This is a genomic window from Providencia sp. PROV197, from assembly GCF_028479625.1.
In the GTDB taxonomy this organism is placed as follows: Bacteria; Pseudomonadota; Gammaproteobacteria; order Enterobacterales; family Enterobacteriaceae; genus Providencia; species Providencia vermicola.
The window spans coordinates 166,157-187,396 of record NZ_JAMPNZ010000015.1; the positions used below are offsets into that span (position 1 = coordinate 166,157).

General features: G+C 41.4%; 21 protein-coding genes. 14 read left to right on the forward strand and 7 right to left on the reverse strand.

Annotation, left to right across the window (positions count from 1 at the left end):
* Window positions 1–102: 102 nt before the first annotated feature.
* Both PR808_RS08350 and PR808_RS08355 read left to right on the forward strand, forming a co-directional pair.
* The gene (locus tag PR808_RS08350; protein WP_206082751.1) at window positions 103–1,509 is read left to right on the forward strand and encodes a sugar porter family MFS transporter; all 1,407 of its coding nucleotides are present in this window, start codon (window positions 103–105) and stop codon (window positions 1,507–1,509) included.
* A 54-nt stretch (window positions 1,510–1,563) separates the two neighbouring features.
* Entirely contained in the window at window positions 1,564–1,992 is a 429-nt protein-coding gene (locus PR808_RS08355) for a PTS sugar transporter subunit IIA (protein ID WP_206082750.1), read from the forward strand.
* A gap of 67 nt (window positions 1,993–2,059) precedes the next feature.
* On the opposite strand, the gene PR808_RS08360 is transcribed toward PR808_RS08355, so the two are convergent.
* Window positions 2,060–2,227, reverse strand: a complete 168-nt coding sequence (locus tag PR808_RS08360) for a helix-turn-helix domain-containing protein (protein WP_272539095.1) — start codon at window positions 2,225–2,227, stop codon at window positions 2,060–2,062.
* Window positions 2,228–2,328: 101 nt separating this feature from the next.
* A complete protein-coding gene (locus PR808_RS08365; RefSeq protein WP_241016781.1) occupies window positions 2,329–2,562 on the reverse strand; it encodes a type II toxin-antitoxin system RelE/ParE family toxin in 234 nt (77 codons plus the stop codon).
* A 390-nt stretch (window positions 2,563–2,952) separates the two neighbouring features.
* On the opposite strand from PR808_RS08365, the gene PR808_RS08370 reads away from it, so the two are divergent.
* The 4 genes from PR808_RS08370 (at window position 2,953) to iolB (ending at window position 7,945) form a co-directional block, all read left to right on the forward strand.
* Entirely contained in the window at window positions 2,953–4,086 is a 1,134-nt protein-coding gene (locus PR808_RS08370; protein WP_225819225.1) for a Gfo/Idh/MocA family protein, read from the forward strand.
* A gap of 25 nt (window positions 4,087–4,111) precedes the next feature.
* Entirely contained in the window at window positions 4,112–6,016 is a 1,905-nt protein-coding gene (locus PR808_RS08375) for a bifunctional 5-dehydro-2-deoxygluconokinase/5-dehydro-2-deoxyphosphogluconate aldolase (RefSeq protein WP_272539096.1), read from the forward strand.
* A 30-nt stretch (window positions 6,017–6,046) separates the two neighbouring features.
* Window positions 6,047–6,940, forward strand: coding sequence for a myo-inosose-2 dehydratase (iolE, locus tag PR808_RS08380; RefSeq protein WP_272539097.1), 894 nt, complete (start codon window positions 6,047–6,049; stop codon window positions 6,938–6,940).
* 174 nt (window positions 6,941–7,114) lie between these two features.
* Window positions 7,115–7,945, forward strand: coding sequence for a 5-deoxy-glucuronate isomerase (iolB, locus tag PR808_RS08385; RefSeq protein WP_272539098.1), 831 nt, complete (start codon window positions 7,115–7,117; stop codon window positions 7,943–7,945).
* Window positions 7,946–8,126: 181 nt separating this feature from the next.
* Here the strand turns inward: iolB and PR808_RS08390 are convergent, their stop codons facing one another.
* Together PR808_RS08390 and PR808_RS08395 are read right to left on the reverse strand one after the other, a co-directional pair.
* A complete protein-coding gene (locus PR808_RS08390) occupies window positions 8,127–8,768 on the reverse strand; it encodes an NAD(P)-dependent oxidoreductase (RefSeq protein ID WP_206082745.1) in 642 nt (213 codons plus the stop codon).
* A 129-nt stretch (window positions 8,769–8,897) separates the two neighbouring features.
* Window positions 8,898–9,539 carry a TetR/AcrR family transcriptional regulator gene (locus tag PR808_RS08395; RefSeq protein WP_206082744.1) on the reverse strand — a complete coding sequence of 214 codons (642 nt, stop codon included), beginning with the start codon at window positions 9,537–9,539 and terminating at the stop codon, window positions 8,898–8,900.
* Window positions 9,540–9,630: 91 nt separating this feature from the next.
* On the opposite strand from PR808_RS08395, the gene PR808_RS08400 reads away from it, so the two are divergent.
* On the forward strand, window positions 9,631–10,323 hold the full coding sequence (locus tag PR808_RS08400) for a DAPG hydrolase family protein (RefSeq protein WP_206082743.1): 693 nt from the start codon (window positions 9,631–9,633) through the stop codon (window positions 10,321–10,323).
* 19 nt (window positions 10,324–10,342) lie between these two features.
* On the opposite strand, the gene PR808_RS08405 is transcribed toward PR808_RS08400, so the two are convergent.
* Window positions 10,343–11,338, reverse strand: coding sequence for an FUSC family protein (locus PR808_RS08405; protein WP_272539099.1), 996 nt, complete (start codon window positions 11,336–11,338; stop codon window positions 10,343–10,345).
* A gap of 208 nt (window positions 11,339–11,546) precedes the next feature.
* On the opposite strand from PR808_RS08405, the gene PR808_RS08410 reads away from it, so the two are divergent.
* Complete coding sequence (locus PR808_RS08410) at window positions 11,547–12,167, forward strand: malonate decarboxylase holo-ACP synthase (RefSeq protein WP_272539100.1); 621 nt, start codon at window positions 11,547–11,549, stop codon at window positions 12,165–12,167.
* Between the two features lie 147 nt (window positions 12,168–12,314).
* Here the strand turns inward: PR808_RS08410 and PR808_RS08415 are convergent, their stop codons facing one another.
* The gene (locus PR808_RS08415; RefSeq protein ID WP_206082740.1) at window positions 12,315–12,944 is read right to left on the reverse strand and encodes a glutathione S-transferase family protein; all 630 of its coding nucleotides are present in this window, start codon (window positions 12,942–12,944) and stop codon (window positions 12,315–12,317) included.
* A gap of 366 nt (window positions 12,945–13,310) precedes the next feature.
* Between PR808_RS08415 and PR808_RS08420 the strand changes: the two genes are divergently transcribed.
* The 5 genes from PR808_RS08420 (at window position 13,311) to tehB (ending at window position 17,811) form a co-directional block, all read left to right on the forward strand.
* Window positions 13,311–13,868 (forward strand): cytochrome b, encoded by a 558-nt coding sequence (locus tag PR808_RS08420; protein ID WP_047756889.1) that lies wholly within the window; start codon window positions 13,311–13,313, stop codon window positions 13,866–13,868.
* 13 nt (window positions 13,869–13,881) lie between these two features.
* Window positions 13,882–14,460, forward strand: coding sequence for a YceI family protein (locus PR808_RS08425; RefSeq protein WP_206082738.1), 579 nt, complete (start codon window positions 13,882–13,884; stop codon window positions 14,458–14,460).
* 310 nt (window positions 14,461–14,770) lie between these two features.
* Window positions 14,771–15,544, forward strand: a complete 774-nt coding sequence (locus PR808_RS08430) for a topoisomerase IV (protein WP_206082737.1) — start codon at window positions 14,771–14,773, stop codon at window positions 15,542–15,544.
* A 179-nt stretch (window positions 15,545–15,723) separates the two neighbouring features.
* Window positions 15,724–16,803: a linear amide C-N hydrolase gene (locus tag PR808_RS08435; protein WP_272539101.1), complete on the forward strand. Its 1,080-nt coding sequence runs from the start codon at window positions 15,724–15,726 to the stop codon at window positions 16,801–16,803.
* 120 nt (window positions 16,804–16,923) lie between these two features.
* On the forward strand, window positions 16,924–17,811 hold the full coding sequence (tehB, locus tag PR808_RS08440; RefSeq protein ID WP_206082735.1) for an SAM-dependent methyltransferase TehB: 888 nt from the start codon (window positions 16,924–16,926) through the stop codon (window positions 17,809–17,811).
* A gap of 43 nt (window positions 17,812–17,854) precedes the next feature.
* On the opposite strand, the gene clcA is transcribed toward tehB, so the two are convergent.
* Entirely contained in the window at window positions 17,855–19,240 is a 1,386-nt protein-coding gene (gene clcA, locus PR808_RS08445) for a H(+)/Cl(-) exchange transporter ClcA (protein ID WP_272539102.1), read from the reverse strand.
* Between the two features lie 307 nt (window positions 19,241–19,547).
* Here clcA and hcp point away from each other — a divergent pair, with 307 nt between their 5' ends.
* The gene (gene hcp, locus PR808_RS08450) at window positions 19,548–21,200 is read left to right on the forward strand and encodes a hydroxylamine reductase (RefSeq protein WP_206082733.1); all 1,653 of its coding nucleotides are present in this window, start codon (window positions 19,548–19,550) and stop codon (window positions 21,198–21,200) included.
* Window positions 21,201–21,240 lie beyond the last annotated feature (40 nt).

The window sequence follows — 21,240 nt, forward strand, 5'->3', positions numbered from 1 at the left end:
AAAAAATATTTTCATTATTTAAACCTAAAATTAAAGCATTTACTTAAATACTGAAAAGGTATTTTTTGACTGACATAATGATTCAAATAATAAGGTAATAATATGTCATTAATAATGAATCTCAATGAACAACAGCGAAAAAGGTTGCACCAAATTACACTGGTTGCCACTTTTGGTGGATTACTTTTCGGGTATGACACTGGTGTTATCAACGGTGCATTTTCATCACTGAAAGAAAATATGGGGCTCACGCCAACGACTGAAGGCTTAGTGATGAGCGTTCTGTTAGTGGGCGCAGCGCTCGGTAGTGTTTGTGGTGGGCGTGTCGCTGACTATGTGGGGCGACGAACTTACCTACTTTACCTTTCCTTTTTATTCTTATTTGGGGCATTTTTATCCGCGGCTGCACCAAATATCGAAGTTTTATTAGTGGCAAGGTTTATTCTTGGTTTTGCTGTTGGTGGTGCCTCTGTTACAGCACCAACCTTTATTTCGGAAGTGGCCCCGACAGAAATGCGGGGAAAACTCACAGGGCTCAACGAAGTTGCTATTGTTATTGGTCAACTAGCAGCATTTGCGATTAATGCCATTATTGGCTCTATTTGGGGACATTTACCCGACGTTTGGCGCTATATGTTGCTTGTTCAAGCTGTTCCTGCATTGTGCTTATTATTTGGTATGTGGAAAGCACCTGAAAGCCCACGTTGGTTAATGAGCAAAAATCGCCGTGAAGAAGCATTGAAAATTCTAAAGCAAATTCGCCCTGAAAAACGTGCAATACAAGAGTACGAAGACATCGTGACGCTGTTAGACGTTGAAGCGGCAGAAGCGAAGAAAAATCCAGATGCTAACAAGCGAAATTTAGCCCTTATCCTCAATACACCGTGGATTTTAAAGTTAGTTCTCATCGGTATGGTGTGGGCAGCATTGCAGCAAACCACGGGTGTGAACGTGATTATGTACTACGGGACCGAAATCCTAAAAACAGCAGGTTTTTCTGAGCAAACATCGTTAGTTTTCAACGTACTTAACGGAGTATTCTCTGTCGGTGGTATGGTTATCGGAGTACTTTTCTTAGTTGATCGTTTCAAACGTAAAACCCTGATTGTGGGGGGGTTTGCCTTGATGGCCTCATTGCACTTATTAATCGCTGCAACGGATTACTTCTTAACTGGAGATGTGAAAGCGACCTTAATTTGGTTGTTGGGTGCGGTGTTTGTCGGAGTAATGCAAGGGACTATGGGCTTCCTAACTTGGGTGGTATTGGCAGAGCTCTTCCCGCTGAAAATTCGTGGGCTATCCATGGGGATCTCTGTTTTCTTTATGTGGATCATGAACGCGGTTGTCAGTTATCTGTTCCCTGTATTGCAGGCAGAGCTAGGATTAGGCCCAGTATTCTTGATTTTCGCGGTGATAAACTATCTTGCTATTGTGTTTGTGGTGAAATTATTGCCTGAAACATCAAACAAATCTCTGGAACAGCTGGAAGAAGAATTGTCATCAATGTAATTACAGTGCATTCATCTAGTGAATGCACATAATGAATTTACAATAGGGTGGAATATGATTGAACAACTAACCACACAAAGCTTGCATTTAGGTTGCCAAGCAAGAAATAAAGCCGAAGTATTGCAAATGGTTGGCGCTGAATTTAAACGAAAAGGCTATGTCGATAGGGACTGCGTCCACTTTTTAACAGAGCGAGAGCAGCAAATTTCGACCTTTTTAGGTAATGGTATTACCTTACCGCACCTACCCAAATCGGCGAATGACATTATTTTGCACAGTGGTGTAGAGATTTTCCAATTTCCCGATGGGGTAATTTGGGACCGAACAAATGTGATGTTCATCGCCATTGGTGTTATCGCAAAGTCAAGGGAGCATATTGATGTGCTCAGAGAAATTGCGTTGATCTTTAGTGATGAATTTATTGCGAATGCGCTATCACTCACCTCAAGCAAAGAGGAATTTTTGAGTATCCTTCATCGTTAATGTTTTAGCACATAAATGCGCCCACCATGGTGATACTGACTTACATGGTGGGTGTAATATTCCGAGTTTACAGCATAATTTTAGGTTTTTTTATACCCCATGCGGCGGCATAGCGAGCGAGTGTTTCGATTGTTGCTTTTTCCGCATGCCTTTCGGTTCTCGATACGGCTGAAGGGGAAATGCCTAATTGTGCTGCAACTTGAGAACTCGTTAGCCCAGCAGAGCATCTTCCCAAGCAATTGATTTTTTACTCATCGTTTAGCATCTCCTCTAGTCGCTTTGCTACTGAAGTTAAAATAGCTGATGGTAATTTAGCCGTACTTTTAGCAAAAATCTTTAAAATGTAGATTTTTTTCCATAGCGGTAAACGTAAATCGCCCGACCGATATTGCCTGCTTTTGCTCTAAGTTCAAAAAAACCATTTGTGATAGCTTTAGCATCAGGTTCTTTCAGTAAGGTACCGAATTCAGATAGTTTGTTTATCTGGCGAACCATTTTCCCTTGTAATGAGGCTGGCAGAGCTTTTAATTCCTGCAATAATGCATCTTCATGAATTTTAATTTTAAACATTGTTACCCTCCATGAACATTACAGTAAAAGAGAAATAATGATACTCAGGAGTTAAATGAAGCTATAGATTCAATTAATCTATAAGTGTAATTTAAATTCATACAATACCAATCACATCCCCTTTTATTTCATTTTTCATTTCATTTAGTGTCTTTTTATTTGACTTTCCCTCTCTGCTTATTTGGTTAAATAGAAACTATGAACTTTTAATTCTTTATAAATTAGCTAATTACAGAAAAATCTATGCCAGATCACATAATGAAATTAATATTTCTAATTTTATTGAAAGTGAAATAAATATTCCGTATAACAGTATTATCAAATCAAAAGTACTCAATAAAGCATTGGGACAGCCATTGCGCCATACAGAATGTGCGAGGGAGAGAACAAATGAAAGAAATCCGTATTGGTATGATTGGAACAGGCTACATTGGGCGCGCTCATGCGATTGCTTATGCACAAGCATCAACGGTCTTCCCTCTAAAAGGAACGTTAGTTCGCGAAATGATTGCGGAAGTCACACCAGAGCTTGCACAAACCCGTGCACAGGAAATGGGCTTTAATCGTTCAACGGATGATTGGCGCAAACTCGTAGCGGATCCAAATATTGATGTGGTGGATATTTGTTCCCCTAACTTTTTACACAAAGAGATGGCGATGGAAGCCATTAAACATGGCAAACATGTTTATTGCGAAAAGCCACTAGCCCTTAATTCCCACGATGCAAAAGAGATGGTTGCCGCAGCTGAAAAAGCAGGAGTAAAAACCTTGGTGGGGTTTAACTATATGAAGAACCCAACGGCGCAATTGGCAAAAGAGATCATCAAAAATGGTGAAATCGGGGAAGTTATCCATTTCTACGGCACCCATAACGAAGATTATATGGCGGATCCAACGGCGCCGATTCATTGGCACTGCTTTAAAGAAAAGGCGGGACTGGGTGCGCTGGGGGATCTTAGCGCTCACATTATCAACATGGCGCAATATTTAGTGGGCGATATTGAAACGGTGTGTGGCGATATGGAAATTGTCATTAAAGAACGCCCTGAAAAGGCAGGTTCTTCAGTGATGGTTGCGGTAGAAAATGAAGACCAAGCACATGCAATGGTGCGTTTTGCAGGCGGTGCCATGGGGGTGATCGAGACTTCCCGCATCGCATCTGGCCGCAAAATGGGGCTGACCTATGTGGTGACGGGCACCAAAGGTACGTTGTCATTTACCCAAGAGCGAATGGCAGAATTAAAACTATATCGCCACGATGAGCCATCGAACCGTCAAGGGTTCAAAACAATTTTAGTTGGGCCTGAGCACCCAGACTATGCGCCATTTTGCGGAGGGGCAGGTCATGGAATCGGGTTTAACGATCAAAAAACAGTTGAAGTGCGCGATTTAATTGATGGTGTAGCGACAGGCAAAGCCCTGTGGCCAGACTTTGAAGAAGGTTGGAAAGTGTCGCGTATTTTAGATGCCATCGCGCGTTCTTATGAAGAGCAGCGCTGGGTCAAAGTAAAAGAAATCAATTAATTCTGTTGTAGTTAAGGGGTGATTAATGGATAAGCAGAAGAAGTTAGATGTTATCTGTATGGGCCGTATTGCCGTTGACCTGTACGGACAACAGATAGGTTCTCGTTTAGAAGACATGAGTACATTTGCCAAATATTTAGGCGGCTCATCAGGTAATGTTGCATTTGGTACAGCAATACAAGGTTTGAAATCATCGATGTTAGCCCGTGTGGGGGATGAACATATGGGGCGCTTTCTACGTGAGGAACTGCAACGCGTAGGGTGCGATACGAGCCATTTGATCACGGATAAAGACAGACTAACGGCATTAGTGATCTTAGGGATCAAAGACCAAGATACGTTTCCGCTGATTTTCTATCGTGATAATTGTGCGGATATGGCTATTACGCCAGATGATTTTACTGAGGAATATATCGCCTCTTCCCGTTGTTTAGCGATCACAGGTACGCATTTATCGAACCCAAAAACTCGCGCAGCAGTTTTGAAAGCGTTGGAATATGCGAAGCACAATAATGTGAAGACTGCGATTGATATCGATTATCGGCCAGTATTGTGGGGGTTAACCTCTTTGGGTGATGGCGAAACCCGCTTTATTGCCTCAGATAGTGTGACGCAGCAACTGCAAGATGTGTTATCGATGTTTGACCTAATTGTGGGAACTGAAGAAGAGTTTCACATTGCAGGGGGAACAACCGACACCATTCAAGCACTGAAAAATATCCGTAGACTAACGGATGCTGAATTAGTGTGTAAACGCGGTTCATTAGGTTGTTCGGTATTCAGTGGCGCTATCCCAGAGACTCTGGACGAAGGCATTACGGTTCACGGTGTTCGAGTTGACGTACTTAATGTGTTAGGTGCGGGAGATGCGTTTATGTCAGGCTTGCTGCGGGGCTACCTAAATGGTGATGGTTGGGAAAAAGCCTGTGCCTATGCGAATGCTTGTGGTGCGCTGGTGGTTTCACGCCACGGCTGTGCGCCAGCAATGCCAACAAAGGTTGAGTTGGATAACTATCTTCAGCGAGCTGCCGCAGTGCCGCGCCCAGATCTTGATCCAATATTAAATCATCTACACCGAGTCACCACACGTAGCACACAGTGGAATGAACTTTGTGTGATGGCATTTGACCATCGTATTCAGTTTGTGGATATGGCGCGTGCTGCTGGAGCAGATATTTCCTGCATCCCTCATCTGAAAAAACTGATTTTCCGCGCCAGCCTTGAAGTGTCGCAAGAAGCGAATTTACAAGGTAAAGCTGGTTTACTGTGTGACAGTACCTTTGGGCAAGATGTACTCAATGATGTGACAGGTCGTGGCTGGTGGATTGGTCGCCCAATCGAATTACCAGCATCAAGGCCATTATGTTTAGAGCATGGCAATATTGGCTCACAACTGATTAGCTGGCCGAAAGAGCATATCGTGAAATGTTTGGTGTTCTTCCACCCAGAAGATAACCACCCTCTGCGTTTAGAACAAGAAAAAACGGTGCAAGAAGTGTATAGCGCATGTTGCCAATCTGGCCATGAATTATTGCTTGAAGTGATTTTACCTGCAGATATGGAACGCACTGACGAGCTGTATTTACGCGCCATCAAACGCTTCTATAACCTAGGTATTAAGCCTGATTGGTGGAAGCTGCCACCGCTGAAAGCGGAAAATTGGGATGCGGTGGATGCTTTAATTCAAGAGCGTGACCCGTATTGCCGCGGCGTGGTGTTATTAGGGTTAGATGCACCGCAAGATGAGTTACAAGCAGGTTTTAATGCCGCAGCAGGAAAACCAATTGTTAAAGGATTCGCAGTAGGTCGCACATTGTTTGGTAAACCCTCCTTAGAATGGATGAAAGGCGAGCTAAATGATGACGAGCTAGTGCAGAAAATTAAAACAAACTATTTAAACCTGATAGCCCTATGGCGTCAGCGTAAATAATATCCCTCTTACCTACACAGGAGCTTCATCATGGCAATCCAACTTGGTATCAACCCTTTAACATGGACCAATGATGATTTACCCACTCTGGGGGCGGAAACGTCACTGGAAACTTGTTTGACAGAAGGCCGTCAGGCAGGGTTTGCAGGCTTTGAACTGGGAAATAAATTTCCCCGTAAAGCCGACGTTTTAGGGCCAATTTTAAAACAACACGATTTACAATTAGTTTCAGGCTGGTATTCGGGTGAGCTATTAACCCGCAGTGTAGAAGAAGAAATTGAAGCCGTCCAAGGCCATTTAGCGCTACTACGCGACCTTGGTGCGAAAGTGATGGTATTCGCTGAGGTTACCCATTGTATTCATGGGGATCAAAATAAGCCTGTGCATATGCGCCCACTGTTCCCTGCGGACAAATGGGAAGAATACGGTAAGAAACTGACGGAATTTGCGAAATATACGTTATCCCAAGGCGTTAAAATTGCCTATCATCACCATATGGGTACCGTGATTGAATCAGCCGAAGATGTGGATAACCTAATGAAATATACGGGTGATGAAGTCGGTTTATTGCTTGATACGGGTCACTTAACGTTTGCAGGGGCAGACCCTGTTGAAGTGGCGAAACGTTGGGCTAAACGTATTAACCATGTACATTGTAAAGACGTTCGTGCTGACGTACTTAACGATGTGAAAAACCGTAAAATAAGCTTCTTAGATGCGGTACTGGCAGGGGTCTTTACAGTACCTGGCGATGGCTGTGTTAACTACCCAGAAGTTTTCAAAGTATTGAAAAATAGCCAATATGAAAATGGTTGGTTAGTGGTAGAAGCGGAGCAAGACCCAGCAATTGCACACCCACTGACATATGCAACACTTGGGTACAATAATTTATCTAAGTTGGCTAAAGAGGCTGGTTTAATCTAACTCAGCTTTATATTCAGTCCGTGGTGTTGGTGTCTGCACTCGACCACACAGTTCATATACTTGTGCCACAGACTGAACGACTTCACGTATGGGGGTTGAAAAGCTGAACGTTAAAAATTTCATTAAACAGGTTGCGAGTATTAGCAGGCAACTTGAAAAAGCTAGAGGAAAGTTATGTCAAAATTATTGTCGAAATACCATGCTCCAGATGCACATAAGCGTACTCAGCATATCACGCCGCAGATTGCCAACTGGGGATATGTACACTTTGATGTGTATGAACTGAAACAAGGTGAATCCATTTCCTTGCCTGCCTCTGAAAATGAAATGTGTTTAGTCTTAGTGGCAGGTAAGGCGACGATCAAAACGCCAAATCAAGCGTTTGAAAATATCGGCGACCGCATGGATCCATTTGAGCGTAAAAAACCCTATGCAGTGTATGTAACAGCGCAAGAATTTGCAGAAGTTAAAGCCGAAACAGCATTGGAGCTTGCTGTTTGTAGTGCGAAAGGCAAAGGGACTTATCCAACTCGTTTAATTGGGCCCGATGATATTGGTGCTGAGCAACGTGGCCATGGTTATAACAAACGTTATGTCCACAATATTTTACCAGACGATAAAGCGGCAGATAGTTTATTAGTCGTGGAAGTATTTACGGATGAAGGGTGTACCAGCTCGTACCCAAGCCATAAACATGATACCGATAATGAACCCAATGAAACTTATTTAGAAGAAACCTATTATCACCGATTGAACCCATCACAAGGTTTCTGTATGCAGCGTGTTTACACTGACGACCGTGAGTTAGACGAGTGTATGGCGGTGTATAACAAAGATGTGGTTATGGTGCCAAAAGGATATCACCCAATGGCAACCATGGCAGGCTACGATAACTACTATTTAAATGTGATGGCAGGGCCAACACGTAAGTGGTTATTCACATGGGAAAAAGACCATAATTGGGTCAATAGTGATGTGTATGCCGCCAAGCACAAAGGGCAGTAAGTTGTTACCAGTAGTTGTGAATAAAGTGAAATAAAGTTGTATGCTCGTTATCCTTCGTGTTGCATGGGGGGTGGCTACACTCAGATAGCCGCCTATATGCAACTCGAATGATTTAGAGTATAAGCACCAAATCTGTTATCTATTTTGCCGGTAAATTATTTACCGGCTTTTTTATCTGTGATTAATAAGCCGCTGTAAATTGTTGGCGAACAAATTGGGCATTATTGACTTCATCAAGGACAGCAACGGCAAAGTCTTCGACCGAAATTTTCGCAGGCACATTACCGTTCATCAACAATTCAGTACCACCCAAACGGAACGTTTCTGTACGTTCACCAGGTTCTAACATGGCTGCGGGGGACACATAAGTCCAGTCAAGGGTATCGATGGTTTGCAATTGGCTTTTAAACTCACGCATGGCTTGTGCGCCAGGTTTAATTTCAGCTGGGAAATCAGGGGAGTCGATTAAATCCAAATTAGGCGCGATTTTTAAACTGCCTGCACCGCCTACCACAATAAAGCGTTTTACCGCGGCTTTTTGTACCGCCTGCAAAATGGCGTTGTTCCCTGTAACCGTGTCTTGGTACAAGTTCGGATTTTGCCAGCCACCGTTAAATGCACTGATCACCACATCTTGGCCTTTAAGGCGAGACGTTAGCCAAGCCACATCGGTAATATCCCCAGATTCTGTTATCAAATGAGCATGTTGCGGCAGGGTGTTGCTATGGCGAGAAATGGCTGTCACTTGGTGATGGCGTCGCAGCGCTTCTGCAACTAATGCTTTTCCCACAAAACCGGTCGCGCCAATGATCGATATTTTCATACGGAACCCCTAGTGTGTGACACACTGTTGTTTGATTGATTTTGTAAATATCATCTCATTAAAGTATAGGGCAGATTTATCTTCTGCGGAATGTACTTAGTGCATTTTCTTGATATTATTCGCCAGTTTTTATGGGTGCAATACGTGTTTACAAAGGGCAACGACTTGCTCTGTTCTTGCTTCAATTGTGGGTGTTAACCCCGCAGGGGAGAGCCCTAAGGAAATCTGCCTCAATGGTTCGGCGATGGCCATGGATAAGATTAAATCGCTGAGCACCACAAAATCCGCTTGTTTGATAAGCTGCTTTTCTTTATGGCGAACTAACCACTGCGTCAACAGTTGGCGGCTGCGTTCGATGCCACTTTTTTGGTATTTATCGAGCAAAATGTGTTTTTGTTTGAAATCGGTTTGCAATAAACGAAAGAGCCCAACGGCTTCATAAGACAATACTTTTTGTGCAATTGCATTGAGGTTTTGGGTAAGCAAGGCAAAAAAGTTATCGGTTGATTGTGCTTCTTGCTCAAACAGGGGAACAAAGCTGTCTGTCCAACTCAAAATCACCATCTCAATTAACGTTTCGCGGTTATCAACAAAGCGGTAGATAGTCTTTTTCGCCACACCTGCTCGTTTTGCCACCGTATCAATGGTGGTGGATAAGTAACCTTCCTCAAGGAGAGATTGCGCTGTGGCCTGAATAATTTTTTCTTTTAATTCAGCTTCAGGAACACTGGGTCTACCGCGTGTCGATTTGCTCGGTTCATCTTTTTGCATAAATGGCGCTCTATTTTTTGTGCTTGACTTAGGCGTATTTTAGCTCAAATATAATTAGGAAACAAATAAAGTTTCCTAATTGAGGTGAAAGATGAAAATGAATACCGCTTGGGCCGTCGAAAATGTAAATGACATACTGTTACCTGCACCATTACGGTTAGAGATGGGAATTGAAAGGGATGAAAATGGGTTACTTACTGTTGCAGTTCGAACGGACTTACACGGTTGTAAAGGCCGAATGGTGGAGTGGTGGTTTACTTTTTTTGAAACAACGCAGCACATCCGCTGGTGGCATCCCCATGACCATGTTGCCCACCATGGATGGGATGACAAGTGGAAAAAAGGGGAAAGTTATATTGGTGCATCAATTCATGCGGTTGAATCATTAGGGGAGATCCCCCCTGTTGCCGCTAAATTGAAATTTCGCGAAGCCAGTGACTTTTTTGACTCAAATGCACTGAAACAAGCGATTGAAAACCAATCAATCTCGGGAGCAGTTTGTGCTTCAATTGGTTTTGGGAACAATGTATTGATGGATGCTCAAGGTTACCCAGTCGATGGCAAAATGATGCACATTACGCGAGACACCGAGTTTGGCTGCGTTTTGCGGAGCCGTTTTTTACTGGGCGCTTCATTAGCTGACCCTATCAATGAATTACCTGACAATATCGGGCTTGAATTAATGCGCCATTGTTATAACGAATTTACTTATTTATCGCGTTTCTTACCGTCATTATATTACGGAGAACACGCGAATAATGAGAAAGCCCCTCTGCCTTGGTAAATGCGGCCGCCGTGGAAAATTAACCTTTTTCCACGGTTTGCCCAGTTGAGCTTCCCTCACGGAACAATTTCAAAATAATACTCGTCACAATGGCAATTGCACCGCCCAATGCGGTTTCTAATACGCGGTCGAACAGTAATTCATAGGTTGGATGGCGCCAATACACCACTTGTTCAAGCACGGAGAGTATCAAACTCGTTACAACAAAAGTCATAAAGGTATACCCGTGATGGAAACTCATTGGCATTAAAAAAGCAAAAACGACCATCGCAATTAACCCGATATACGGCATGAGTGGAGTATTAAATAAAAAATAGAGTAGTAAAACAGAAATCAGGCTGCCTAAGACTCTCTGCAAGGTAATTTTAATAATGCTTTGTGATTTGGGGTGCAAAACAAACACAAAAGTCAGTAGTGTCCAATAAAAGTGCCCGAGGTCGATAAACCGTGGGATCGCAAGTGCAAGTAATAATCCCAGTGCATAGGTCATTGACCGTGGGATAATATTTTTACGCAAGGTAAATAAATTGCGTTCAACTAAGGCGCTGGTGACCACACTGTGGCGCGTCATTTTGTGGCTAAGAACATAATAGGTAATCAGTGTTACTGTACTGCCAATAATAAATCCCAGCGCTAAGCTTTTAGAAATATCGGGTAAAATCGTCCCAATGGTTGACATGATAATCATAAATTTCATGGTTAAATCCATGGCGGGATCGGTGCCGTACAACTGATAATAAATGAACGAAAAGACTGCCAGGTAAAGATAAAAAGCAGCACCAAGACGCAGGGTATCGCCAATAAAAATTGCCACTAAGATCATCAATAAACAAAACGCGGTATAAGTATAATTTTTATATTCTTTCGCAGCATTGAATAAATTAAAGGAATATAAGGTTGAGAAGGCCGCCCACATAGCCGCTTGCGCATCTAAAATTGCAAAAGCGGTTGCCGCACTGAAAAGTATGCAACTGGTAAAGGTTATCCCATCGTGAATAGCTGGAAATGTTCTCATAATACGACGCTCATAAACCGATATTTAACTTATTAATTATTAAGGTAATTAAATAATAAGCATCATGGGATTACAAGGGAGAATATGTATTTTATCAGATTGGAAATAAATGTTATTGCTAAAGCAAAGTCGAGGTAACTTCTGTTTTTATATAGCAAAAAAGGCATAATAGACAAAGAGCAGTCGTAACAATCATAAAGGTAAAAAAATGCAAATAATCAATCCTCATGATTTTGTTTGGGTCGGCAGTAATGAAGATGTCGAGATAGAATCACTCCCTGAATGGGTTGGCGCACAGTGGAATAGCAAATTGCCACTGACGGTGTACCGTGATAAGGCAGAAGACGGTTATGTGACAGTCGCAATACGGGGTATTAAGCCGCATCAACGTGCTACGACACAAATCAAAAAATCAGCAATCACTCACATTATGAATGTGGAATCATTGGTGGCTGATTCCGTTGAATTACAACGGTCGATGTTTATTGCATTGCCACCTGTACAGGTTTTATGGCTAATTTCACAAACCAAATGGCCGTGGAAATGGGGCGTAGCGGGGAGCTGTGCCTATACGTTGGCAACGGATATTCAAAGCATGCTATCCGATTGCGACCTCGATGTAGTACTGCGCTGCCCAACGCGCCATCAAAAAGAAGATTTTGCTGAATTTGCCATCAAAGCGAATACACCTTATTGCCCCATCGATATTCATGTGGAAACGCCGAAAGGGGGGTTTTCATTAGCGGAGTGGTTTAAAAATGACCAGGTGACATTGCATACACCACAAGGTGATGTGATGACAGCAGATCCGTGGGATGAAATACTTTAAATTGCGTTTGTCGTAAAAATGCACGTAACTCGTTTGTTTGTTAAACACATTGTTTAATAATTAATTTTGATGCTCGTGCAGGTGATTTTTTACCGAACAATAATCGGTTGAAAATAGCGCAGAGAAAAAAGACTCTGCGCTATTTTTTTAATGGTCGATATGGGGCTCTTGAATGCCAGCTTGTCGCCATTCTTGCATCGCAGGCAAGCTCAGCATACGGGCAACCCATTGTTGTGCCGCTGCATTAACTGGCAACTGGTAACTGTGGATACGAAATGCGACAGGGGCATAAAAAGCATCTACCGCTGTAAATTCATTTCCAGCCAGCCAAGGGCCGCTAAATTTTTCCAGCCCTTCTTGCCACAACTGTGAAATTCGGTCGATGTCTGCTTGCAACTCACGGGATATTTCAGTTAATGGTGCATTGCGAGAAACATCCATTGGGCATTGTTGGCGTAAGGCAGTGAAACCTGAATGCATTTCAGCGCTGGCGCTACGTGCCCAAGCCCTAGCTGCACGGCCTGTTGGCCACACTTGGGGGTGATCTTCTGCCACATACTCGCAAATCGCTAAAGAGTCCCAAACGGTTTGTTTCCCATCCACTAAACAAGGAACTAACCCCGTCGGAGAAAAACGGCTAAATTTATCATGACTGCTTCTGCCGCTTTCAAAAAAACAGATATTTTCCTCAAAAGGAATTTGCAACGTTTTTAATAAAACCCAAGGACGTAATGACCAAGAAGAGTAATTTTTGTTAGCAATCCAAAGTGTGTACATAGGCGAACCTGCTCATCAAAAAAGTAGGGAAGAGAGAATACCAATGTAAAAGGAAGATGATGGGTCTACAAATGTTTTTTATCGCTAAACAGAATATAACGAATCAGAATAAGATAGAATGAATAACACTATTAAAAAATAAACTGTCATAGTGATTTACAAAACTGGAAAAAACTTTATTCAAATTTTATTATTTAATATAGACAAAATGGAATAATAAACTATTTTTTATAATGGTGATCGTATTTGAATATCTTCAACAAAATATTTGTCTAACTTTGGGATAGGAATAAAATTAATTTCACCTTATGATTATTACGGCTTAGTTAATTAAATATCACCTTCATCTCTAACTGGTTTTTTATCATGCAATGGAAAAATAATACAACCCGTTATGGGCACATTTCGCTGCTCATCCACTGGTTAGTCGCAATTGTCGTATATGGAATGTTTGCTTTAGGTTTATGGATGGTGACGCTGGGCTATTATGATAGTTGGTACCACCAAGCACCAGAAATTCATAAAAGTATAGGAATATTATTATTTATTGTTATGGCATTTCGTGTGATTTGGCGATTTATTTCACCGCCACCAAAGCCATTATCAAGTTACAGTAAATTAACTAAAGTCAGTTCTATTACTGTTCAAATTCTGATTTATATTATTTTATTCAGTATTTTGATTAGCGGTTATTTAATTTCGACCGCTGATGGACAGCCAATCAGCGTATTTGGTTGGTTTGATGTTCCCGCTTTATTTACTGGCGCTGCAACACAAGCGGATACCGCAGGTGAAATTCACTTGTACCTCGCTTGGGCGGTAGTTTTATTGTCAGTTTTACATGCGTTTGCTGCATTTAAACATCACATCTTTGATCGTGATATTACATTAAAAAGAATGTTGGGTTTTAATCCCGATAAGTAACGTGGAGATAATTATGTTGAAGAAAACGGTTCTTGGTCTGGCTTCTGGTGCTCTATTTTTAACGGCAGGTTCTGCACTTGCTGAAACTTATCAATTTGATAAGCAAGGCCAACACGCTTTCATCGAATTCCGTATTCAGCACTTAGGTTATAGCTGGGTATACGGCAGTTTTAAAGATTTTGATGGTAACTTTACTTATGATGCAAAAGACCCATCAAAAGACAAAGTTGAAGTGACGATTAAAACAGGCAGCATCGATACTAACCATGCAGAGCGTGATAAACACTTACGCAGCGCAGACTTTTTAAATGCCTCTAAATTCCCAGAAGCGAAATTCGTTTCAACGGAAGTGAAAAAAGACGGTGAAGCCTACAAAATTACGGGTGATTTCACCTTAAATGGTGTAACGAAACCAATTACATTAGATGCAAAACTCATGGGGGAAGGTAAAGATCCATGGGGTGGATACCGTGCAGGTTTCGAAGCGCAAGGTAACATTAAGTTGAAAGAGTTTAATATTAAGTCTGATTTGGGCCCTAAATCCCAAGAAGCTCAACTGTTAATTTCAGTTGAAGGCGTTCAGACTAAATAATTCTATGACAACACTCTCGGGGAAATAAACCTTGAGGGTGTTTTTTCATAAAAGAACGAATTGATTTTTTGTGGCAATTCCTCTCTTTTTTCCCTCGCAATTTCCCTTATTCCTATAGCTAGCCCGCATTGATACAGGCTAAAATAGCCAATATCACTTTTTTCAGGTTAATTCAGGATGTTATCGTAATGCACACTATAATTACCTAAGAGGCTTAATGTCTTTGGGTGATTGAATGTGACGAAAAGGTAACGTAATAACGTGAAAATGAGAGTAGTTATTCGTTTTATTAAGAAAAGGCAGGGCGACTTTGAATACACATAGTTCACGTAAAACCGCATTGATAGTTAGCATTATATTTATTGCATTTGCAGTCGGTTTTTACTGGTTAAGCAAAGATAACAATGTGTTATCTACAGACAATAATACCGCTATCCACTCGGAAGCGTTAGCGCAAGCTGAGAAAGAGCTGCCAATTATTGCGACGGTGAAAAAAATCAGCCCTGAAACCTATCAAAGCTTTGAACACCTGATTACACAATACTACCCTGAAAACGAAGATATTCGTCGCCAATTATTCGACCAAGTTGTCGGTAGTGTGATGAAACTGGTCTTAGAACGAATGGAATACGCATCTGATGATGCAGTGATTAATTTTACCAGTAAGGTTAATGATTATCTTAAAGTTTTATTGGAAGAAGACCCTACAGGGAAAACCTGTTTTTATTCACTATTTCCACATTTAAGAGAAACGGCTGAAATCATTCCACCGAAAAAAAGCCAAGCAGTATTATTGAAGCAAATTCAAGCGACCAATGAATTATTGATTTCCAGTGAAGCAGGTAAAACTCAGGCGTTAATGTCACCCACTGAATATACGGAAACACTCAGCCAATTAGCCGCTGGTCTGAGTGCTGAATATGGTGCAGATGCTGCAATTCTTGGGAATTTAGAGGCAGGTAAAAAATCCCCTGCACTTGCTTGCCAAATATCCATCAGTTTTTATGATGAAATTCTTGCTATCCCTGATAACGGGAAAAAAGCCGCATTATTACGTTCTTTATTTTCATCGGTGAATAATTAGTTTTAGGTTAAATAGTCGCACCTCTTAATGGGGTGCTATTACGTATTATTAATTATTACATTTATTTTATTCACATCTCCTGCCATTTTTTATACTTTATCTGTGCAAAACTTATTATCTGCATTTATGTAGTATGCTTACTATATCAATCTGTTAGTTTTATCTCTTTTGGAGGTGGCATGAAGTTCGTTCAAAAAAGTATTGTGACGCTCATTACCCTAGCGGCAATTTCTTTGCCAGCCGTGGTTAGCCAAGCTTGTACCCGTGTTGTGTATTTAGGGGAAAATGAGCAAATCATGACAGGGCGAACCATGGACTGGAAATATGATATCGGCACTAATCTTTGGATCTTTCCACGTGGTATGGCGCGGGATGGTGTAGCGGGGCCGAATTCAGTGAAATGGAAATCAAAATACGGCAGTGTGATTGCTTCAGGGTACGATATTTCGACCACTGATGGTATTAATGAAGAAGGTTTAGTTGCCAATCTATTGTGGCTAGCAGAATCTAAATATCCACAAGTCAATGACAAACAACCTGCATTATCAATTTCACTATGGGCGCAATATGTTTTAGACAACTATGCGACTGTCGCCGAGGCCGTTGAGGCGCTTGAAAAAAATCCATTGCTGGTGGCCACTGATAATGTTCCTGGCCAAGACCGTTTAGCCACCTTACATCTATCGATTTCTGATGCTAGCGGTGATAGTGCAATCATTGAATATATTGATGGCAAGCAAGTTATTCATCACAGCCGTCAATATCAAGTCATGACCAACTCACCAACCTATGAAAAACAACTGGCAATGCAGGAATATTGGCAAGGTATTGGTGGCACTGTGATGTTACCAGGTACTAACCGATCAGCAGACAGGTTCGCTCGTGCTCAGTTTTATGTCAATGCCATCCCTCAAAATACCACGGCAAATAAAGCGGTTGCGAGTGTGTTTGGGGTGATCCGTAACGTCTCTGTACCTTATGGTTTAAGTTCTGAATCTTCCCCTGAAATCTCCTCAACTCGTTGGCGTACCCTTGTAGATCATAAGCGTCAATTATACTTTTTTGAGTCTGCACTCACGCCTAATATTTTTTGGACGGATTTAGCGAAAATCGATTTTTCGGCTGAGACTGGAAAAGTGAAAAAGTTGGATCTAGGTGAAGAGCAAAGTCATATCTATTCAGGGGATGCCACTAATAATTATGTGGTGACAAAACCATTTGAGTTCTTAGGGCTTAGCGCAAAACAATTAGGTTATTAGTGTCCAATCTTGGGGTATCAACCTACGGTAATTGCTGTAGGTTGATATGTATCAAAGCCTCAGTAATTTATTGATGAATACTTTGCAGATAATAAACTAACAGTATAAGATGCATTTAAAATGCAACTTATTGGTGATGATATGAACGAGCTAGTGTGTTACAAGACCATGCCTGTCTGGGATAAAGCGTCTCTTCCTTTAATGTTTCAAGAACGTCATAACACAAAAGAAGATTCTTATGCGCAATTGAAGGTGCTGCAAGGCTCTTTAGATTTCATCATTTTTAATGATGATGGTAGTGAACAACATTTCACGTTTGATATAAATAACCAGCCACCAATAATTGAGCCGCAAGTTTGGCACCGTATTTCTAAATGTAGCGATGATATGCAGTGCCAGCTTTCATTTATGTGTAAGCCTGAACTTAAGTTTTATAAAGAATACGGTTTAACAACCCCACATTCTGAAGTGCGTTATCTGTGTGAAAATAATCTTGCTAAGCCATGTAAAACGCTGGATCTTGGTTCAGGACGTGGGCGAAACAGTTTTTATCTTGCATTGCAAGGGTATGATGTCACGTCGGTTGATATCAATCCGCAACATATTCAGGCAATTGATTTTGTTAAAAAACAAGCAGGTATTGATAATATTAATACCGCAGTTTATGACATCAATAGTCACCAAATTCAAGGTGATTACGATTTAATTATTTCTACTGTGGTATTGATGTTCTTACAGCGAGAAAAAATTACTGATGTGGTGAGAAACATGCAAGAACACACGTTATCTGGTGGAGTCAATGTGATTGTCTGCGCAGTTGAAACGCCAGATGCACCATTGGATTTAGTACCATTCAAGTGTTTCTTAAAACCAGGTGAATTAGAGGGTTATTACCAAGATTGGGATATCTTAAAATACAATGAAAATCCTGGGCATTTACATCGTACAGATGCACAAGGTAACCGCATTAAATTAAATTTTGCGACGCTAATTGCTAAAAAGAAATAATTAAAAAAGGGGGCTAATTAAAGCCCCCTTTTTTACACAAGAGTTATGCGTTTGCTGCTTTTTCTTTCTCGCTACGTGCTAAGGTTCTTTCTAATAAGACAGCGTATAGCGGTCTACCGCCTAAGAATTGAGCCATCATAGTGGCGCCAATACAGGTAATAATCATCGGTAGGATTAACTGGTAATTATTGGTCATTTCTAAAACTAAGACTATCCCTGTTAATGGGGCCCTTACTGTTGCTGCAAATAAAGCACCCATTCCAGCGATGGCAAATGTGCCCACTTCGATTTGGTATTCAGGAAAAAGCGCTAATGCACTGTAACCAAAAATCCCTCCAAATAATGTACCTAAAGCGAGTAAAGGTGAAAAAATCCCACCAGGTGCACCTGAACTAAAGCTAATGGTCGACGTCAGAAAACGCAGTGCAAAAAACAATAATAATAAGGTGACGGTAAAACTACCAGCAACCATCTGGTGGATCACGGCATAACCGCCACCCACAATTTCAGGCATGTAAACACCAATTGCGCCACAAAGGCCACCGATTAAACCGCCCATCATGACAAAACGAGAAAGTTTATTTTGGTAAAAACGTTGAAACTGGCTTTGTAAGAACAGCAGGAAGTGGTTAAAACAAATGCCGATAATGCCAAATAACATACCCAAAATAAGGTACAACCACAGGGTATTCATCGGAGCAGCAGAAAATTGTCCAATGTTGAGTACAGCAGCTTCACCGTTGATTAAGCGGTAAACAATTGTGGCAGTCACTACACCAATAAACACCGATTTAATGGAGATTAAACTGTATTTAAATTGTGGGCGCATCTCTTCGATAATGAATAATATGCCTGCAAGGGGGGCATTAAACGCAGTGGCCAAACCTGCTGCTGCCCCTGAAGCTAATAAAGTATGGCGGGATTCATTATCCTTTAAGCGAAAAAGGTCATAGAACATTTGGCTAATATTTGCGCCTAATTGTACTGTTGGGCCTTCACGGCCTAAAACCATTCCTGAACCCAATGTGCCAAGGCCACCAATAAATTTTACGGGGATCACTCGCCACCACCTGACAGGGCGTAAATCTTGTAAAGCGCCTTCAATTTCAGGGATCCCTGACCCTCCAGATTCTGGAGAAAAGCGTTTTACGAGGTAATAGCCAATCATCGCTAAAATGGCGGAAACAAAAAACATGGTTACAACAACCAGCCACTTGTTATCAACAAGTTCATCTACCGATTGAACTCGAATGTTGCTGACCCATGTTGTGCCCATTTCAAATAAAGAGCCGACTAATCCTACAAATGCGCCAATAATGGCGGACAGTAATAGGATCTTTAATGGCGTCTTGTCTGAGCTTTTTATTCGTGTGAATAACCCTTTGGCTGAAGAAGGGGGAGATTTTTGGGACGCGTTTGCCTGTATCATCTTTATTGGATTCTCTAATTACGACCAAATAACAACCACTTATATTTAGTATACCAAGGCTTACTCGAAAACCATCATAGGAAATGATTTTTTTTCATAAGGTAGGCTGAAAGGAACAAAAAGTAACACAAAAAAAGGCGAATTTGTTTATTTAGCATACTTTAATTGACGTGAATAGTTCTCATTAACATTGAATATTAATATAGATCAATAAATGGTTAGATAACCTGAAATGTCTCTTTTTTATTCTAATAAAGAGCGTAATCTTAATGTTGTATTTGAAATGCAACTTTAAGAGGCGAACAACATGTACTGTGTGCAATGTGAACAAACAATTAGAACTCCAGCTGGAAATGGCTGTGCATACGCGCAGGGTATGTGCGGTAAAACAGCTGAAACGTCTGATCTACAAGATTTATTAGTTGCTGTATTGCAAAGTTTATCTGCGAGTGCGGTTACTGCACGGACTTTAGGCGTTATTGATCATGATATCGATAGCTTTGCACCCCGCGCATTTTTCTCCACGTTAACCAACGTGAACTTTGATTCAGACCGTATTATTGGTTATGCACGTGAAGCGATTTATTTACGCGATAAATTAATTAAACACTGCCAATCTGTGAATAGCGCAGTCGCATTTAATCATCCACTCATTAATTTACAATTAGATGGGTCTGACATCCCAACACTACAAGCACAAGCGGCAAAATTTGCATTAGATATCGATAAAGCACAAGTGGGTGAGGATATCCATGGTCTGCGTATGCTCTGCTTGTATGGTTTAAAAGGTGCGGCAGCGTATATGGAGCACGCACATGTTTTAGGCCAATATGATAATGATGTTTATGGTCAATATCATGAAATTATGGCTTGGCTTGGTACATTACCTGCTGATATGAATGAACTGCTCAATAATTCCATGGCAATTGGTTTGATGAACTTCAAAATCATGGAAATCTTAGATGCAGGTGAAACTGGCGAGTTTGGTCACCCAACGCCGACGGAAGTTAATGTTCGCCCTGTTGCAGGGAAATGTATTTTAATCTCAGGTCACGACCTGAAAGACTTAAAAATGCTATTAGAACAAACGGAAGGAACAGGGATTAATATCTATACCCACGGTGAAATGTTACCTGCTCACGGTTACCCTGAGCTGAAAAAATACGCACACTTAGTGGGTAACTACGGTAGCGGTTGGCAAAATCAGCAAGTGGAGTTTGCGAAGTTCCCAGGCCCTGTATTGATGACTTCAAACTGTATTATTGACCCAGATGTGGGGGATTATAAAGACCGGATCTGGACTCGCAGTATTGTCGGTTGGCCTGGAGCAAAACACCTCGAGGGTGATGATTTCGCAGAAATGATCGCGCAAGCACAATCATTAGCGGGTTTCCCATATACCGAAATTGAACACAAAATTACGGTTGGTTTTGGTCGCCAAACCCTGTTAAGTGCAGCAGACGCGGTAATTGATTTAGTATCACAGAAAAAATTACGTCATGTATTCCTTGTTGGAGGGTGTGATGGCAGCCGTGATGAAAGAAGTTATTACACTGATTTTGCACGTGCAGTACCTGAAGATTGCCTGATTTTAACACTGGCTTGCGGTAAATATCGTTTCAATAAATTAGATTTTGGTACCCTAGAAGGCTTACCACGCTTACTTGATGTGGGTCAGTGCAATGATGCCTACTCAGCGATTATGCTTGCTGTGAATTTATCAGAAAAACTGGGATGTGGTATCAATGATTTACCGCTGAGCTTAATTTTGTCGTGGTTTGAGCAAAAAGCCATCGTGATTTTATTAACCCTTCTGGCCCTTGGCGTGAAAAACATTTATACCGGCCCAAGTGCACCTGGTTTCTTAACTGAAAACTTACTCAATGTATTAAATGAGAAGTTTGGAATGCGTAGCATTACGACAGTTGAGCAAGATTTGGCTGAAATCTTACCTGCATAATTAGCCAGAAAAACATAACAAGCCTAAACACAGATATGAG

Bases quoted from the DNA above. Each gene is read 5' to 3' on its own strand.
- PR808_RS08350 (WP_206082751.1), top strand. From the start codon at position 103: ATGTCATTAATAATGAATCTCAATGAACAACAGCGAAAAAGGTTGCAC.
- PR808_RS08355 (WP_206082750.1), top strand. From the start codon at position 1,564: ATGATTGAACAACTAACCACACAAAGCTTGCATTTAGGTTGCCAAGCA.
- PR808_RS08365 (WP_241016781.1), bottom strand. From the start codon at position 2,562: ATGTTTAAAATTAAAATTCATGAAGATGCATTATTGCAGGAATTAAAA.
- PR808_RS08370 (WP_225819225.1), top strand. From the start codon at position 2,953: ATGAAAGAAATCCGTATTGGTATGATTGGAACAGGCTACATTGGGCGC.
- PR808_RS08375 (WP_272539096.1), top strand. From the start codon at position 4,112: ATGGATAAGCAGAAGAAGTTAGATGTTATCTGTATGGGCCGTATTGCC.
- iolE (WP_272539097.1), top strand. From the start codon at position 6,047: ATGGCAATCCAACTTGGTATCAACCCTTTAACATGGACCAATGATGAT.
- iolB (WP_272539098.1), top strand. From the start codon at position 7,115: ATGTCAAAATTATTGTCGAAATACCATGCTCCAGATGCACATAAGCGT.
- PR808_RS08390 (WP_206082745.1), bottom strand. From the start codon at position 8,768: ATGAAAATATCGATCATTGGCGCGACCGGTTTTGTGGGAAAAGCATTA.
- PR808_RS08395 (WP_206082744.1), bottom strand. From the start codon at position 9,539: ATGCAAAAAGATGAACCGAGCAAATCGACACGCGGTAGACCCAGTGTT.
- PR808_RS08400 (WP_206082743.1), top strand. From the start codon at position 9,631: ATGAAAATGAATACCGCTTGGGCCGTCGAAAATGTAAATGACATACTG.
- PR808_RS08405 (WP_272539099.1), bottom strand. From the start codon at position 11,338: ATGAGAACATTTCCAGCTATTCACGATGGGATAACCTTTACCAGTTGC.
- PR808_RS08410 (WP_272539100.1), top strand. From the start codon at position 11,547: ATGCAAATAATCAATCCTCATGATTTTGTTTGGGTCGGCAGTAATGAA.
- PR808_RS08415 (WP_206082740.1), bottom strand. From the start codon at position 12,944: ATGTACACACTTTGGATTGCTAACAAAAATTACTCTTCTTGGTCATTA.
- PR808_RS08420 (WP_047756889.1), top strand. From the start codon at position 13,311: ATGCAATGGAAAAATAATACAACCCGTTATGGGCACATTTCGCTGCTC.
- PR808_RS08425 (WP_206082738.1), top strand. From the start codon at position 13,882: ATGTTGAAGAAAACGGTTCTTGGTCTGGCTTCTGGTGCTCTATTTTTA.
- PR808_RS08435 (WP_272539101.1), top strand. From the start codon at position 15,724: ATGAAGTTCGTTCAAAAAAGTATTGTGACGCTCATTACCCTAGCGGCA.
- tehB (WP_206082735.1), top strand. From the start codon at position 16,924: ATGCAACTTATTGGTGATGATATGAACGAGCTAGTGTGTTACAAGACC.
- clcA (WP_272539102.1), bottom strand. From the start codon at position 19,240: ATGATACAGGCAAACGCGTCCCAAAAATCTCCCCCTTCTTCAGCCAAA.
- hcp (WP_206082733.1), top strand. From the start codon at position 19,548: ATGTACTGTGTGCAATGTGAACAAACAATTAGAACTCCAGCTGGAAAT.